Consider the following 15,827-nt stretch of genomic DNA (forward strand, 5'->3'; position numbering starts at 1 on the left):
AACGTTTACGGAAAACCGCATGAGGAGTGACGGTGACCGTTGGAGGAGATTTTCAGTGACATATAATGCCGTTTTGTGTGGATGCGGAGCTATGGCTAAAGGCTGGCTACGCGCCTTGCAGGAAACACCTGATATGCGGGACGCGGTCACGATCGTTGGTCTGGTCGATCTCGACCCCACGACAGCCCGCTCACTTGCCGCCGAATTTAACCTGAGCAACGTCGTTGTTGGCACCGATCTCAATGCGGTGCTGGCGGAAACAAAACCCGATATTCTCTTTGATGTGGTTATTCCTGCGGCCCGCCATTCCGTCGTCAAAACCGCGCTGTCCCACGGCTGCCATGTTCTGAGCGAAAAGCCTATGGCCACATCCATGGAAGAAGCGGAAGATTTGCGCCGTGCTGCAAGCGAAGCAGGCCGCATCCACGCCATCGTGCAAAACAGGCGTTTCATCTCCGGCATCCGCCGGATGCGTCGGCTGGTGGAGAGCGGCGCAATCGGCACGGTTACCGGCATTCACTGTGATTTTTTCCTCGGCCCCCATTTCGGTGGCTTCCGTGAGAAGATGGACAATGTCCTGCTTCTTGATATGGCGATCCACACTTTCGATGCAGCGCGCTTCGTTTCGGCCAAGTCGCCGCTGTCCGTCTATTGCCTGGAAACAAACCCGGCAGGGTCGTGGTACGACCATGGCGCGGCGGCCAATGCCATCTTCCGGCTTTCGGACGACGTCGTGTTCACATATCGCGGCTCCTGGTGCGCCGAGGGTGAGCGCACCAGCTGGGAAAGTGCGTGGCGCATTGTCGGCTCCAAGGGGATGCTGACATGGGATGGCGAAGAAAGTTTCAAGGCGGCAATCGCTGGCACCGAACAAGGGCTCCTGCACGGCTTCACACCCATCAATGTACCGATGCCTGAACATGAGGCCGAAACGCACGGCCATGCCAGCGTGATCGCTGGTTTTCTCAATGCCATCCGCACCGGTCGCGAGCCGGAAACCGTCAGTCACGACAACATCAAAAGCCTGGCCATGGTGCTTGCCGCGATTGAAAGCGCAAGGTCTGGCCAGCCCGTCGACATAGCAGCATAGGGACGAGAACAGTGAATAACCAGCAAGGACAATCCATTCGTATCGGCACCATGGTCAGCGCCACAAAGGGCCAGGCAGCAGAACGGATCGGACAAATCGCCGATATGGGCTTTGAAAGCTTTGAACCATTTTTCTGGCAGACGACAAATGGCCAGGACATTGCAGAGCTCGGCAAACGCTGCCGTGAAGCTATCGGGGACCGAGATATCACGATCTCAACGATCGGCATGTTCGGCAATCCGTTGGAAGAAACGGACATGGACCTGCAGACGCTGCAGGGCTGGAAGGATTGCATCGACAATGCCCACCATTTCGGCGCAACTTGCGTTGCAGGCTTTACCGGCCGCGTCCGTAACAAGCCGCTGCCCGAAAGCCTGCCGCGCTACAAGCAGGTCTGGAGCGAGCTTGCCAAGCGCGCCGCCGACAAGGGTGTGAAGATTGCCTTTGAAAACTGCGCCATGGACGGCAACTGGGCAACCGGCGACTGGAACATTGCCCACAATCCGGACGCCTGGGAACTGATCTTCAACGAGACACCAGATGATAATATCGGCCTTGAATGGGAACCCTGCCACCAGATGGTCTATCTGATCGACCCGCTGCCGCAGATCCGCAAATGGGCCTCGAAAATCTTTCACGTTCACGGCAAGGATGCGACCATCCGCTGGGACGTCATTCGCGAACACGGCATTTTTGGAAAGCATCCTTTCGTGTTCATGCGCACGCCCGGTTTCGGCGACAGCAACTGGACGGACATCATTTCGGAACTGAGGCTGGCGGGATGGTCTGGCTCCATCGATATCGAAGGTTGGCATGACCCGGTCTATCGCGATGCATTGGAGATGACCGGACAGGTCCATGGCCTCAACCATCTCAAGCAGGCACGCGGCGGCAGCTTCGTCATCGACCCGGTGTAATTGGTTCAATGCAAGCGCGGCAAGGAGGAGGCCGCGCAGCCATTCACGGACATTCTGGATAACCACAAAGGAGGAAACTATGGGTATCCGCAAATATACGATTGCCATTGCAACGGCGCTTGCAACAAGCGCTTCGCTCTTTGCAATCAGTGCACAGGCAGAAGACGTGAAGCTGACGCTTTGGTCGCTTGACCGCGATATTCAGCCCGCCCCAAATCTGATCAAGGAATTCAACGCGCAGAAGAACGGCATCCAGATCGAGTATCGGCAGATACAATTCGATGACGTCGTGAGCGAAGCGATGCGCGCCTATTCAACCGGCAATGCGCCTGACATCATAACCATCGACAATCCAAATCATGCGATGTTTGCCTCGCGCAAAGCCTTTCTCGATCTGACCGACATGATCGCAAAATCCACGGTCATCAAACCGGAAAACTACTTCCCCGGCCCGCTGGCCTCCGCCACATGGGGCGGCAAATATTACGGCGTGCCGAAAGCCACCAACACGATTGCGCTTTACTACAACAAGGACCTGTTCAAGGCCGCAGGGCTTGACCCGGAAAAGCCGCCGCAGACATGGGACGAATTGCTGGAGACCGCGAAGAAACTCACCGATCCTTCCAAGAACGTCTACGGCATCACTTTTTCAGCAAAAGCCAACGAGGAAGGCACGTTCCAGTTCCTGCCATGGGCACAGATGGGCGGTGCCACCTACAAGTCCATCAACAGCGAAGGTGCGGTGCGGGCACTGACCATCTGGAAGCAAATGCTGGACGGCAAGATGACGTCTCCCGATACCTTGACGCGCAGCCAGTGGGACGCAACAGCGACCTTTAACGCGGGCAACGCCGCCATGGCGATTTCCGGACCATGGGAAATTGACCGTATGCTGGCGGAAGCGAAGTTCGACTGGGGCACGGCCCTGCTCCCCGTTCCCAAGGAAGGTGCGGAGCGCTCCTCCGCCATGGGTGACTATAACTGGGCGATCTTCTCCAACACCAAACATCCGGAAGAAGCATTCAAGGCGCTCGAGTTCTTCGCCTCGAAGGACAAGACCATGTACAAGGATTTCGGCCAGATCCCGGCCCGCTCCGATCTTCCGATTCCGTCAACCGGAAATGCGCTGAAGGATGCGGCCCTGAAGACCTTCGTGGAACAGCTAAAATATGCAAAGCCACGTGGTCCTTCGCCCGAATGGCCGAAGATTTCCAAGGCAATTCAGGACGCGATACAGGCAGCGCTGACGGGCCAGATGGAACCGAAAGCCGCACTCGATCAGGCCGCTGAAAAGATCAAGCTTATCGAAGGCTGAGGCTTGAGCCTCTTCACGAAACCGATGGCATCGCTGCCATCCACCTTTCCTCCCGGAAGAACTGCTCGGCGTCTCAGGCGTCGGGCGGTTCTCCACCGGCGTCAATGAGGGTTTCCATGAAAAGGATCGTTTCGAGCATCACGGACGGACGCGGGTTTGACATTGGCCTTGTTGGCGTACCCTTCGCGTTTCTGTTCGTTCTGGCCGGATTGCCGCTGCTCTACAATATTCTGATGAGTTTTCAGGAGGTTGATATGTTCAGCCTTGGCAGCATCGTCAGGCCGTTCGTCGGCTTCAAGAATTACATAGACCTTTTCCGGCAACCCGAAACCCTGCCCATTCTCTACAATACCGTGATCTTCGTTGTGGGCTCCATCGCTGGCCAGTTTGTAGTCGGCTTTGGCCTTGCCCTGTTCTTCTGGACAAGCTTTCCGGGCTCCTCCTGGCTGCGCGGCCTGTTCCTCGTGTCCTGGGTCATGCCGGGACTGGTCGTCGGCGCCATCTGGAACTGGATCCTGTCCGGCGATTTCGGCGTGTTGAACTTCTTTCTGCGGGAAAGCGGCATCATCGACAGCAACATTTTCTGGCGCTCGGACCCGAACTTCTCTCTCTGGGCGGTCATTCTCGCCAATATCTGGCTCGGTACCTCCTTCAATATGATCCTTTTGTCCGTGGGGCTGTCAGCCATTCCGGACGATCTCTACGAGGCGGCAGAACTGGACGGTGCCAATGCCTGGCAACGTTTCTGGACGATTACCCTGCCGATGATGCGCTCAACCATCGGCGCGATTATCTCGCTCGGCTTGATTTTCACCCTGCAGCAGTTCGATCTCTTCGCCGCCATTACCGATGGCGGGCCAAACAATTCTTCCAATGTCGCGCAATACTGGGCCTGGGACCTCTCCTTCCGTCAATATGACTTCGGCAAGGGAGCAACGATCTCTGTCATCATGACTGTGTTCGTGATGTTCGCGGCCATTGTCTATGTGCGCTCGACACGTCATGAGGTGCGCGGATGAGTGACACAAGCCGCAATCGTTTCATGCTCGCCATCGCCATCATCATGGCGGCGATCTACCTCTTTCCGCTCTACTGGATGTACATCACCGCGCTGAAAACCGGCTCGGAAATGTTCGCGACGCCGCCCAGCTTCTGGCCTTCAACGGCACAATGGAACACTTTCGCCTATGTTTGGGAAAGCCGGAACATGGGGCGTTATCTCTGGAACTCCACCCTTATCGCCTTCGGCTCCGTCGCACTGATCGCGGTTCTCGGCACCGGATGCGCCTATGTTCTTGCCCGCTACCGCAACGGCTGGGTCGATATCGGACTGTTCCTTATCCTGATGCTGCAGGTCTTGCCGGCATCCCTGATGATCACGCCGATCTTTGTGGGCTTTTCGCAGGTCGGGCTGCTGGATTATCCGCGCTTTGCCGTCATTCTGGCGATTGCAGCGAAGAGTATGCCCTTCTTCGTGGTGCTTGTTCGGGCAACCTTCATGGCCGTGCCCATGGAGCTTGAAGAGGCGGCGCTGGTGGACGGCAATTCCCGTATCGGCGCTTTCTTCAACATCGTGCTGCCGCTTGCCCGCAACGGTATTCTCGTCAGCGCCATCCTCATTTTCATGCAGGCATTCGGGGAGTTCGTCTATTCGAAGTCGATGATCCAAAACGTCGAATTGCAGCCCGCAAGCGTCGGCCTCAACTCATTCATGGGTCCCAACACCAGCGAATGGAACAACATCATGGCCTATGCCACCATGTATGTAACCCCGATCCTTGCCATCTTCGTCCTATTGCAGCGCCGCATCGTTTCCGGCCTCACATCGGGAGCTCTCAAATGACCAACCAGATCGAATTGTCAGGCGTAAACAAATATTACGGTGCCTATCACGCGCTCAAAGACATAGACCTCACCATTGCAAAGGGTGCATTCGTGGCGCTTGTCGGGCCGTCGGGATGCGGGAAGTCCACACTATTGCGCTCGCTGGCTGGCCTTGAATCGATTTCAGGCGGCGATCTTGTGATCGCCGGCGAGCGAATGAACAATGTTCCACCGCGCAAGCGCGATCTGGCGATGGTGTTCCAGTCTTACGCACTTTACCCGCACATGACGGTCGAGGAAAATCTGACCTACAGCCTGCGCATTCGCGGCACCAAGAAGGCGGATGCAAGAAAGGCGGCGGAAGACGTGGCCGCCGTGACCGGCCTGTCTGACTTGCTGCATCGCTATCCGCGCGAACTTTCCGGCGGACAGCGCCAGCGCGTTGCGATGAGCCGGGCCATCATCCGCAACCCCAAGGCCTTCCTCTTCGATGAGCCCCTATCCAATCTCGATGCTGCGCTGCGCGTTCATATGCGCAAGGAAATCCGCGCACTCCATGACCGGCTTGGTGCAACCTCGGTTTATGTGACCCATGACCAGATCGAAGCCATGACGATGGCAGACCATGTTGTCGTCATGCGCCAGGGGGTCATCGAGCAGCAGGGACGGCCGCTCGATCTTTACGACAGGCCGGTCAACCGCTTCGTTGCGGGCTTTATCGGCTCACCGGCCATGAATTTCATACCCGCAACGGCTGGACCGGACGGTAAAAGCCTTGTTCTTGCACTGGGCCAACCGCAAACCATCAGACTTGACCGGCCAATACCGCCGAACAGGCAGCTGGTCGTAGGGCTGAGGCCCGAGCACCTTGTCATAGCCGCCAATGGAACGGGCGCCCTCACCGCGCCGGTGGCGTTGGTGGAATCGACGGGATCAACGAGCTACCTTACCACCGCCACGACACCGGAAATGGTGGTCGTCATAAACGGGCGCGTTCCCGTGCGGAATGGCGAGACGATCGGCCTCGATTTCGAGCAGGAACACCTTCACCTGTTCGATGCCGATACCGGTATGCGGATCGAGTGACGCCAGAGGAACACCTGACGTCCCAAGGACGTCAGGCTTGTGCCACCAGATGCCCCGGCGATACTTCACGGTATCTCGCCGGGCTCACGACGTAGTCCACCGGGCGTATCGGGCTTTTCAGTTCCTCTGCCACCGAACCGCTTTTGATCCGCCGTCTGTCAGGATCCGGCACCGGCACTGCTGACATCAGCCGCTTGGTGTAGGCATGTTGCGGGTTGCCGAAGACTGCTGCGCGTGGACCGATCTCAACGATTTCCCCCAGATACATGACTGCAACCCGGTGGCTGACGCGTTCGACCACCGCCATGTCATGCGAAATGAACAAAAACGCCAGATCGAGACTCTGCTGCAAATCCAGCATGAGATTGATGACCTGAGCCTTGATTGAGACATCGAGCGCCGAAACGCTTTCGTCGGCGACGATGACTTTTGGCTGAAGCGCCAGCGCGCGGGCGATGCAGACACGCTGACGTTGCCCGCCTGAAAATTCATGAGGATAGCGCTTGGCCATGTCAGGCGTCAGACCGACCTTGACCAACATATCGGCCACCACGTCCCTCGCCTGTTTTTTGTCGCCCATCTTGTGCTCGAGATAGGGCTCTGCGATGGCGGCGCCGACGGTCATGCGTGGATTGAGCGAGGCGAAGGGGTCCTGAAAGATCATCTGCACAGTCTTGCGCATCTCGCGCATTTCCTGTTTGTCGAGCGTAAGAATTTCGCGTCCATCGACCAGCACGGAACCGCTACCCGGCTCTATAAGCCGCATGATGGCACGGCCGGTGGTGGATTTTCCGCAGCCGGATTCCCCGACAAGCGCAAGGGTTTCTCCTGCGCTGAGATCAAACGACACGTTTTCCACCGCGTGAACCCGGCCTGAGAGTTTTCCAAACAGCCCTGAATGGATATCGAAACGCTTGGTCAGGTCTCGCACCTGAAGAACGGGCTGACCTTTCGCCACCGTATCGCTGACCTCCACGGGAATATCGGACTCGCCGGTCGCGACATTGACGACGGGGAAGCGGCGCGGACGATTGAACTCCTGCATCGAACCGAGAACCGGCACGGCCGATAACAGGGCGCGCGTATATGGGTGCTGGCCGCGGTGGAAGATATCGGCGGTGTCGCCAGTTTCCACCTGCTCTCCCTGATACATGACGACCGTGCGATCAGCGATTTCCGCGACAACACCCATGTCATGCGTAATGAAGAGTACGGATGTGCCTTCTTCATCCTGCAATGTCTTGATGAGATCAAGGATCTGCCCCTGGATGGTCACATCGAGCGCAGTCGTCGGCTCATCGGCAATCAACAACTTCGGCCTTGTCGCCAAGGCCATTGCGATCATCACGCGCTGGCGCATACCGCCGGAAAAACGGTGCGGATATTCATCGAAGCGCGAGGCGGCAGAGGGGATACGGACCTTTTCCAGAATGCGGATGGTTTCCGCGCGCGCTTCCTGCTTGCTCATTGGTGCATGGCACAGTAGCGCCTCGGAAATCTGGTCGCCGATGGTATAAAGCGGGTTGAGACTGGTCATCGGCTCCTGAAAGATCATGGCAACATCATTGCCACGCACCTTGCGCATCTCATGTTCAGGCAGTGCCAGCAGGTTGCGACCGCCGAGCATGACCTTGCCTTCGATACGGCTCGTATCCGGCTGAAGAAGACGCATGATCGAGAGCGACGTAACAGACTTGCCTGAACCGCTTTCACCCACGATTGCCACCGTTTCACCCGGAGCAACGGTAAATGAAATGTCGCGAACGACGGGCTTCCAGATGCCATCGACCAGAAACGATGTCCGCAGCTTTTCCACCGACAGAACAGGATTGGCCGATGTTTCAGCGGGGGTCATGGTCTCGGCAAGGTTGGTCATGATCTTTCCTCTTGTTCTTTCTGCCTCAGCACCATCGGGGCGGTCCGCTTTGAGGAGGACCGCCGGGACGGCGTGGCTCAGTCCGGCCAGCGCAACGCGCCGTCGAACCGATGACGGGATAGATCCTCGAACGGAGTGACGATGATCTCGTTGGACGCCCGGGCCTTGTCCAACTCTTCCGCCAACCGCGATGCCACGACCTTTTCCTGGCCCGGGTGTAGGTTGCAGGGGTCGAGATAGAAATAGTGGTGCTCGACTTCGTGATCCCGCACGATGATTGGCTGCTCTCCCTTACGCAGGGCGGCGGCCAGATCCCAGGCGGTGATGTGGGCTTCCTCGGGTGAAATGATGACGCGCATCCGGTCGAGCGGGTTGTTCGTGGGATCTGGCTCGATCAAGGCCGTTACGCCGGGACGATCGGCAAGCGTCTGCTTCCAAAGTGCGAGATAACCAGTCTCTCGTTCGCGGATACCGGCATGATCGCGCTTTTCCCAGGCTTCAAGCGCCGCCATGACGCCATAGATGCTTTCCTTGCCAACCTTCATGCCGCGGCCAATTCCCATATTTTGCAGGAAGGCGTTGCGCACGAGTTCTTTCTTGCCCGCAACGATGCCGGAGGTGGGGCCACCGAGAAACTTGTGGCCGGAATAAAGGACGATATCAGCACCCTGTGCCAGAAACAGTTTCAGATCATATTCGGAAGCCGCGTCCACGATGACGGGAACACCCTTGGCATGAGCGATTTCCACAAATTCCTTGAGGTTCAAGAGACCGTAATCGACAACGTGATGCGAGACGACATACACCGCTGCAGCCGTTTTATCGGTGATCGCATTTTCCATATGGTAACGGTGAGTAGAGGTAGCCTGACCGATCATCACGACCTTCCCGCCAGCAAGCCGGATCGACTGGTCAACCGGCGCGCCGTAGCTGACCACATGCCCCATCTGCAAAAGAACTTCGTTCTTGTCCGTCGATGTCTCAGGAAGACGCTCGATTGCCAGCAGGTCCGGCCCGGTTATGGTCGCCGCCACCGCAAGGCTGATGCCCGAAGAACAGGATGCGGTGACAAAACCGGCTTCCCCACCTGTGAGACGCGCAATGATGGCACTTGCCTTGCGCTGCAGATCGTTGATCTCCACGAACTGCGGCAGGATTGCCGCCATGGCAGCCACGGCTTCCGGAACGACAATGGAGGCGCCAAGGCTCGTCATCGTGCCGGATACATTGATGACCGGGCGCAGACCGAGTTTCGTGCGTATATCGTCAGACATTCTCATTCTCCGTTCGTTGAGCCATGAGGGCTCGAATTTCTGTTGCCCGGCCTTCAACTATGCCATAGTAATGCAATAGGTTCTTTTAGATGCGGGAGTGCGCTGTGGATTTGAAGAGGTCATCGGATGAACTTTCCGACGAGACATCTGCGGTTGAGTCCGAGGGCAAGGCCCGGCGTTCCCGCGTGAGCGGCATCGACAGGGCATTGCAGGTTATTGATTATCTGTACGAAACCGGCGCGCCCGCCGGTGCCTATGCCATTGCGAAAGCCGTCAAGGCGCCGCTGTCCACCGTCTATGTGATCATAGACGACCTCGTGGAGAAGAACCTTCTTGCTCGTAACGCCGACGGCATGATCTGGCTTGGTGCGCGGCTCTATCACTACGGCCTGGCTTATGCCCGGTCTCTGGACTTCATGAGCGTCGCCATGCACGAAATGCACGACCTTTGCCGAGAGGCGGGAGAAACCGTTCAAGTCTGCGGCCGCGATGCCGAACATATGCTTGTTCTGGCGATGGCGGATGGTCCAAGCCATTTTCAGGTTGCCTCGCGCGTCGGCACGCGCGTTCCTCTGAACTGGACGGCTTCGGGACGGCTTCTGGTCGGGCATCTGCCGGAGGCGGAGCGTATCGAACTGTTCAAGCGCGGCGCCCGTATTTCTCCGACTGGACGCGCGAAGATCGATGCCGCCACGCTCTCCGATGCGGCGAAAAGGGCCTTCGAAGACAGGTTGTCCATCCAAGCAGGCGAATCCGACTATTCGGTCGCCTGTATTGCCTCGCCCATCGTCGACGGCAAAGGAGATTGCGTTGCGACGATCTCCATCGTGCTTCCCGAGCAGAAGGTGCTTGCCGACAAGACCGGCTACGCCGATCGGGTCAAGGCATCTGCGGCCCGGATTGAGAAGCTGATGGGTTGGCGCAATCACTGAAAGCTCCTCTTGCCTTAGCCGTGCAATGCTACGATTGCTTCGATCTCGACGGTGATGTTGCCCGGTAGCGAACCGAACCCGACGGCCGAGCGGGCGTGTTGTCCCGCCTCGCCGAACACAGCGTTGAACAGGTCAGAGCATCCATTGATGACTTGCGGATGGTCGAGAAAATCCGGGGCCGCATTGACCATGCCAAGCAGCTTCACCACGCGACGCACGCGGGAAAGGTCACCCAGCGCGTCTTGCATGACAGCCAGCAGATTGATGCCCGTCAGACGCGCATCGGCATATGCCTTCTCGACAGAAACATCCGTTCCGACTTTTCCGGTGTGCAGGAAACCATCGGCTTCGCGAGGCCCCTGACCGGAGAGGTAAAGCATATTGCCTTCAATGACATGCGTCACGAAATTGGCAATCGGCGGTGCGGCGGGCGGCAGCTTGATGCCGAGTGCCGCAAGCCGGTCGTAAGGCGTATCGGCCCTGGCTTCAGGCTTGGTCGGGGACTGGGTCACGCAAACTCCTGTGTCATCCATGCGGATATCTGTTTTCATCTCTGGCGCATTCAACGGTAGGAATAACCGTGGCTATGGCGAACAAGCTTGCGCGCCCGGGGAATGTAACGGCTGGCGGCGACAGCTTCCGCGCCGATCACTGCATAACGCGGCTCAAAGAGTTGCTTAAGTTGCGAAACGTCGCCGTTTGAATCGGTGGCTTCGAGGTCGGAATCGACAACATCGAAAATCGTGAAATCCGCCCGTGCACCCACCGATAACCGGTTGTTCATGTCGAGCTTGATGACTTCGGCAGGCGCGTGCGTAACCGCGTTGACGACCTTATCGAACGGCATTCCCACAGACATGAGCTTCGACATCGTCGTTGCGAGATCCCAGACGGGGAAGTTCATGGAATGACCATGTAGGTCGGTCGAGATGGAATGCGGCAGCAGGCCACGCGCGATTGCCGCTTCCGCGACCTTGAACGAGAAAGACGCACCGCCATGGCCGATATCCAGCCTCACCCCTTCAGACGCGCAGCGTTCTGCCAGATTGAAGAGGTCCTCGTCTTCCATGATCGATGAACCCGCCTTGCCGTTGAAGCAGTGGGTGACCACATCGCCGGGACCGAGAATTTCCAGCACCTCGTCATAGAGCGCCGGTGGCTCTCCGACATGCACCATCATAGGAATCTTCAGGATTTTGGCGATCTTTTTGCCAAGCTTGACGGGGGTAACACCCCAGGAACCGGTAATCACATGGCTGGCGCGCACCTTCAGCCCGACGATGTGCTCGCTGTTTTCCGCGTAGCATTCAAGAATGCGATCAAGATCGATGTCCCTGATATCCCGCAGTTCCGCCACCCGGTTACAGGCCACAAGACCGATGGAGCCCAGGTTGAGGAACGCCTTGATGCGCTCTCTCGACGGCTCGATGATATATTCGCGGAAACCGTGGAAGTTGGCTTCGCCCGCAGATCCTGCATCCACAAGTGTCGTGACGCCGCGTTCTGCGCCGCATTCGGATGGGCGGATGGAAATATCGGTACCGCCATGCCAGATATGAACATGCAGATCGACCCAGCCAGGTGAAATCCAGGCACCCTTGCCATCGATACAGGTGGCATCCGCCGGGGCGTCAATGGATTGGCCGACGGCGGCGATCTTCCCGTCGGCGCCGACCAGAATATCGGTCGTGCCAGTCTGTGTCGTTTCGCCGAAAGCCATTGGCTTGACGTTGGTAAGGAGGAGCGGCTTTGCGTTTTCCCCTGTCATATTACAAATCCCTTCGCAGTCTTGGATCGAGCATGTCCCGCAAGCCATCGCCGACCATTTGCAGCGACAGCACGGAAAGAATGATGGCAAAGCCCGGGAAATAGGTCATCCAGTCGGCCTGTCCGATATATTGGCGGCCGCTGGCGATCATGGTTCCCCAGGTTGGAATTTCAGGGCTGACGCCGAGCCCGAGAAAGGAAAGGCCAGCTTCGGCCAGCATGGCGCTGGCAAATAGGAAGGTCGCCTGCACCAGGATCGGCGAGAGCAGATTTCGCAGCACATGCCGTGTCATGATGTGGAAGGTGGAGATGCCAAGTGCCTGCGCCGCCTCCACGTAAGGTAGCTCGCGGATAACCAAGGTGGAAGCGCGGACGATACGGGCAAGGCGTGGCGAATAGACGATCGACAGCGCAATGATGACGGTCGTGAGCGAGGGGCCGAGTGCTGCCACCAGCGCAATGGCCAGAAGGATGTCCGGAAACGCCATCATTGCATCGATCAGCCGGGCAATTGGCGTATCGAGCTTCTGGAAGAATCCGGCCAGAAGCCCAAGTGTCACGCCGATGGCTGCCGACAGGACGACCACCGACGCGCCGATCAACAGGGAAAGTCTGGCGGAGTAGATGGTGCGTGAAAAGACATCCCGGCCGAACTCATCGGTGCCGAACCAGAACATTTCACCCGGCGGCTTCAATCGGTTGACGATGGACAGCTTGGACGGAGAATAGGGGGCGATCCATGGAGCAAGCGCAGCCAGCAGCACAAACACGACCAAGATGAGCAGCCCGACCGCGACTGTCTTGCGCTTGAGGAACCGCCGAAGAAACTTCGATCCTTCGCTTGCCTCAGGCTTTGCGATATTTGCGGATATATCGACCATCTGTGGCGCTCCTTTTAGTAACGCACACGCGGATCGATCGCCAGGTACAGCATATCGATTGCGAAGTTGATGAGGACATAGAGCGCGGCGATGACCAGCAGCGCACCCTGAATGACCGGGTAATCCCGCCGCAAAACCGCTGAGACGACAAGACTTCCGACGCCGGGCAAGCCGAAGACCGTTTCGGTAACGACAGCTCCTGAAATCAGCACGGCGGCGGTAAGGCCGATGACGGTGAGGATGGGTATCAGCGCATTCTTCAGGGCGTGCTTGAGAATGACGCGTCTTTCCACCAGACCCTTGGCGCGAGCGGTGCGGATATAGTCGTCACCCAAAACGTCCAGCATGGAGGCGCGCGTGAAGCGCAGGATTAGGGCCGAGGACACCATGCCAAGCGCGAAGGCTGGCAACGTCAGATGATACATTCGCTCCAAGAAACTCGAATCCGGCCCACCATAGCCGGAGACGGGAAAGATGTTCAGCCGCACGGCAAAGGTCTGCATGAGGATGAGGCCGAGCCAGAAGCTGGGGATGCTAGCGGCGAGCATTGCCACTGTTGTCGCGGCTTGATCGACGAACGAGCCGCGGCGATAGGCGGCGTAGATACCGATGGGCAACGCAATGACACTGGCGATCAGAAGCGAGAACAGCGTGAGGAAGAATGTTGGCTCGGCGCGGGCCATCAAGGCGGACGTCACCGGCATGTTCAGGAAGATTGATTGGCCGAGATCGCCTTTCAGCATCTGCCCTATATAAATGAAGTATTGCACGAGTAGCGTCTGGTCGAGCCCGAGCCGACTGCGCAGATCCGCGATATCCTGAGCTGAGGCATCCGGCCCCAGCATCACCGCTGCCGGATCTCCAGGTGTAACGCGCACAATGACGAAGACGATGGTCACGACGAGAAACATCACGACGATCATGCCGAAAAGGCGCTGGAGAATATAGCGGATCATATAGTTCTCTCTTCATGCTCCGGATGAAAAACGTTCTCGAGCCCGACACCGCTCACAGGCGGCATCGGGCCGATCGGAGAGGCGTTACTTCTTGATCGAAGCATTCCAGAAATAGGGCCAGGGAGCGGGATCAACGCCCTCGACCTTTTTCGCCTTGGCCGTCAAGCCATTGAAATCACCGATTTTCATGTAGGGAATTTCCGCATACATGGCCTTCTGGACATCTGCCCAGAGCGCCAGGCGTTTCTCCGGATCAGCCTCGGCGGAGAAGGCTTCAACCGTCTGTTTGCGCAATGGCGTATCCCACCAACCCGGAGAGGTCGGAGCGAGAGACCCGATGAGTGCAGGCTCAGGAAGGAACGGGCTGTGGGTGATATAGATGTCCCACAGCGCCTTGTCGGCCCGGCGCTGCGTCAACGTCGCCCAGTCCACGACCTGCATATCCACCTTGAAACCGGCAAGTTTCAGATATTCCGCGGCCACCTGCGCCATCTTGTAATGGAATTCATACTGGCGGCTGGTCAGGATACGGATGGGCTTTTCGCCGTCATAACCTGCAGCTTTTGCCGCTTCTGCCGCGCCTTCAGGGTCCGCAAGGTTGTAGCTACCCTCAACACCGGCATCGGTATTCCATACGAAATTCTTCGGATAGATATCGCCGTCGAGCGCATAGAAATCCGTGCTGCCGAAGGCTGCCGCCATCATGTCTTCCATGCTCAATGCCTGGCGGATGGCCTTACGCATGGCCACATCCTTGGCCAATCCTTCCGCCGTATTGAAAACGAAGACGGGGTAGCCGAACGGCTTGAGCACGACAGGCTCCGTCGCCGTCGATGACTTGATTTTGTCGAAGGACTCAACCGGCAGGCTGTCTATATAGTCATACTGCCCGGAAACGGCGGCCTCGACACGCGTATTGGCATCGGGCACCGGAACGAAGCGAATCTCGTCGAGATACTGGTGACGCGCGCCGCCATAGCCATTGCTCTCGCCGGAGCGCGATGTGTAACCATCAAACCGAACGAGCTGGATGTACTGGTCGGCCTTGCGCTCCTTGAGCATGTAAGGCCCGGTACCGATAAACTCCTTCATCGGCTCGTCCTGCTTTTCCGCAGGCAAAATGATTGCCGCCGAGTTGTTGAAGGCCAGCAGGGAAACGAGCGGCGCATATGGTTGCTTGAGGGAGATGGTGACAGTCGAAGGATCGGTAGCCTCGACCTTGTCGATAAAGGAAGCGGCCTGCTTTCCGCGTGAGGCGACCTTTATCCAACGATTCAATGATGCGACCACATCGTCCGAAGCCATGTCCGAACCATCGTGGAACTTGATACCCGACCGGAGCTTGATCGTGTAGACTTTACCATCTGCGCTGATTTCCGGCAGGCTGTCGGCCAGCAAAGGCGTCGCCTTCCACTCCTTGTCGAACGTGTAAAGCGTCTCGAACATATGCTGCGTCACGATGCCGACGAGATCGGCCGTCGAAGCCATCGGATCAAGCGTTGGCGGCTCGCCAATCGTGGCGACGTTCATCACCCCGCCCTTTTCCTGGGCTGAGAGAAGCGAAGGTGCGGCAACAAGTGCTGTGGCAACAAGAAATGCTAGCTTGAGTCTCATGCGAAGCTCCCGGTTTTTAGATGTTCCATTATTATGTTATATAGGCTTTAATAAAAGAATATCCGAAAGTCCGGGACTGTCAATCACGTTCCCGCAGGCTGTCCACATTTTATGAGAGGACGCTTATTTTAGTAGCGGCGACACGCCGGGCTGAGGCGGCATCGGTTTACGGGCAGACGAGCCCGCTGGAGCGCGGCCATAAACAGGCGGCGCTAGGCGGTTTTTATCGGTGCGGAAAACGATTTCTTGATCCGTCAGCTTCAGATCAGTCAGGCGGGCCGGAAACAGAAGTTGC

At 57.6% G+C, this 15,827-nt stretch carries 14 protein-coding genes; 7 read left to right on the plus strand and 7 right to left on the minus strand.

The features are described from left to right. Positions 1-55 precede the first annotated feature (55 nt). The 6 genes from QRN85_RS03810 to QRN85_RS03835 all read left to right on the plus strand — a co-directional run bounded on the left by QRN85_RS03810 (position 56) and on the right by QRN85_RS03835 (position 6,232). Positions 56-1,090, plus strand: a complete 1,035-nt coding sequence (locus QRN85_RS03810; RefSeq protein ID WP_284757180.1) for a Gfo/Idh/MocA family protein — start codon at positions 56-58, stop codon at positions 1,088-1,090. 50 nt (positions 1,091-1,140) lie between these two features. Further along, on the plus strand, positions 1,141-2,007 hold the full coding sequence (locus tag QRN85_RS03815) for a sugar phosphate isomerase/epimerase family protein (RefSeq protein WP_284757251.1): 867 nt from the start codon (positions 1,141-1,143) through the stop codon (positions 2,005-2,007). 79 nt (positions 2,008-2,086) lie between these two features. Continuing rightward, the gene (locus tag QRN85_RS03820) at positions 2,087-3,322 is read left to right on the plus strand and encodes an ABC transporter substrate-binding protein (protein WP_284757179.1); all 1,236 of its coding nucleotides are present in this window, start codon (positions 2,087-2,089) and stop codon (positions 3,320-3,322) included. A 116-nt stretch (positions 3,323-3,438) separates the two neighbouring features. After that, on the plus strand, positions 3,439-4,341 hold the full coding sequence (locus QRN85_RS03825) for a carbohydrate ABC transporter permease (RefSeq protein ID WP_112962301.1): 903 nt from the start codon (positions 3,439-3,441) through the stop codon (positions 4,339-4,341). Continuing rightward, entirely contained in the window at positions 4,338-5,165 is an 828-nt protein-coding gene (locus tag QRN85_RS03830; RefSeq protein ID WP_062587898.1) for a carbohydrate ABC transporter permease, read from the plus strand. Before QRN85_RS03825 ends, QRN85_RS03830 begins: the two co-directional genes overlap by 4 nt. Beyond that, positions 5,162-6,232, plus strand: coding sequence for an ABC transporter ATP-binding protein (locus QRN85_RS03835; protein ID WP_284757178.1), 1,071 nt, complete (start codon positions 5,162-5,164; stop codon positions 6,230-6,232). Before QRN85_RS03830 ends, QRN85_RS03835 begins: the two co-directional genes overlap by 4 nt. Before the next feature lie 31 nt (positions 6,233-6,263). Here the strand turns inward: QRN85_RS03835 and QRN85_RS03840 are convergent, their stop codons facing one another. Both QRN85_RS03840 and QRN85_RS03845 read right to left on the minus strand, forming a co-directional pair. Further along, complete coding sequence (locus QRN85_RS03840; protein WP_284757177.1) at positions 6,264-8,108, minus strand: ABC transporter ATP-binding protein; 1,845 nt, start codon at positions 8,106-8,108, stop codon at positions 6,264-6,266. Between the two features lie 77 nt (positions 8,109-8,185). After that, complete coding sequence (locus QRN85_RS03845; RefSeq protein WP_284757176.1) at positions 8,186-9,382, minus strand: aminotransferase class V-fold PLP-dependent enzyme; 1,197 nt, start codon at positions 9,380-9,382, stop codon at positions 8,186-8,188. Between the two features lie 89 nt (positions 9,383-9,471). Here QRN85_RS03845 and QRN85_RS03850 point away from each other — a divergent pair, with 89 nt between their 5' ends. Next, positions 9,472-10,314 (plus strand): IclR family transcriptional regulator, encoded by an 843-nt coding sequence (locus QRN85_RS03850; RefSeq protein ID WP_284757175.1) that lies wholly within the window; start codon positions 9,472-9,474, stop codon positions 10,312-10,314. 14 nt (positions 10,315-10,328) lie between these two features. Here the strand turns inward: QRN85_RS03850 and QRN85_RS03855 are convergent, their stop codons facing one another. The 5 genes from QRN85_RS03855 to QRN85_RS03875 form a co-directional block, all read right to left on the minus strand. Then, positions 10,329-10,847, minus strand: a complete 519-nt coding sequence (locus tag QRN85_RS03855; protein ID WP_062587908.1) for a RidA family protein — start codon at positions 10,845-10,847, stop codon at positions 10,329-10,331. A gap of 29 nt (positions 10,848-10,876) precedes the next feature. After that, positions 10,877-12,082, minus strand: a complete 1,206-nt coding sequence (locus tag QRN85_RS03860) for an amidohydrolase/deacetylase family metallohydrolase (protein ID WP_284757174.1) — start codon at positions 12,080-12,082, stop codon at positions 10,877-10,879. A gap of 1 nt (position 12,083) precedes the next feature. Further along, the gene (locus QRN85_RS03865) at positions 12,084-12,962 is read right to left on the minus strand and encodes an ABC transporter permease (RefSeq protein ID WP_113091764.1); all 879 of its coding nucleotides are present in this window, start codon (positions 12,960-12,962) and stop codon (positions 12,084-12,086) included. Between the two features lie 14 nt (positions 12,963-12,976). Next, positions 12,977-13,918, minus strand: coding sequence for an ABC transporter permease (locus QRN85_RS03870; protein ID WP_162734731.1), 942 nt, complete (start codon positions 13,916-13,918; stop codon positions 12,977-12,979). 84 nt (positions 13,919-14,002) lie between these two features. After that, on the minus strand, positions 14,003-15,532 hold the full coding sequence (locus QRN85_RS03875) for an ABC transporter substrate-binding protein (protein ID WP_284757173.1): 1,530 nt from the start codon (positions 15,530-15,532) through the stop codon (positions 14,003-14,005). Between the last annotated feature and the right edge of the window lie 295 nt (positions 15,533-15,827).

This window comes from Agrobacterium sp. fls2-241-TYG-188a (genome assembly GCF_030209845.1).

Coding starts and splice junctions, on each gene's coding strand:
- QRN85_RS03850 (WP_284757175.1), top strand. CDS start 9,472: ATGCGGGAGTGCGCTGTGGATTTGAAGAGGTCATCGGATGAACTTTCC.
- QRN85_RS03835 (WP_284757178.1), top strand. CDS start 5,162: ATGACCAACCAGATCGAATTGTCAGGCGTAAACAAATATTACGGTGCC.
- QRN85_RS03855 (WP_062587908.1), bottom strand. CDS start 10,847: ATGGATGACACAGGAGTTTGCGTGACCCAGTCCCCGACCAAGCCTGAA.
- QRN85_RS03830 (WP_062587898.1), top strand. CDS start 4,338: ATGAGTGACACAAGCCGCAATCGTTTCATGCTCGCCATCGCCATCATC.
- QRN85_RS03815 (WP_284757251.1), top strand. CDS start 1,141: ATGGTCAGCGCCACAAAGGGCCAGGCAGCAGAACGGATCGGACAAATC.
- QRN85_RS03865 (WP_113091764.1), bottom strand. CDS start 12,962: ATGGTCGATATATCCGCAAATATCGCAAAGCCTGAGGCAAGCGAAGGA.
- QRN85_RS03845 (WP_284757176.1), bottom strand. CDS start 9,382: ATGTCTGACGATATACGCACGAAACTCGGTCTGCGCCCGGTCATCAAT.
- QRN85_RS03820 (WP_284757179.1), top strand. CDS start 2,087: ATGGGTATCCGCAAATATACGATTGCCATTGCAACGGCGCTTGCAACA.
- QRN85_RS03860 (WP_284757174.1), bottom strand. CDS start 12,082: ATGACAGGGGAAAACGCAAAGCCGCTCCTCCTTACCAACGTCAAGCCA.
- QRN85_RS03840 (WP_284757177.1), bottom strand. CDS start 8,108: ATGACCAACCTTGCCGAGACCATGACCCCCGCTGAAACATCGGCCAAT.
- QRN85_RS03825 (WP_112962301.1), top strand. CDS start 3,439: ATGAAAAGGATCGTTTCGAGCATCACGGACGGACGCGGGTTTGACATT.
- QRN85_RS03875 (WP_284757173.1), bottom strand. CDS start 15,532: ATGAGACTCAAGCTAGCATTTCTTGTTGCCACAGCACTTGTTGCCGCA.
- QRN85_RS03870 (WP_162734731.1), bottom strand. CDS start 13,918: ATGATCCGCTATATTCTCCAGCGCCTTTTCGGCATGATCGTCGTGATG.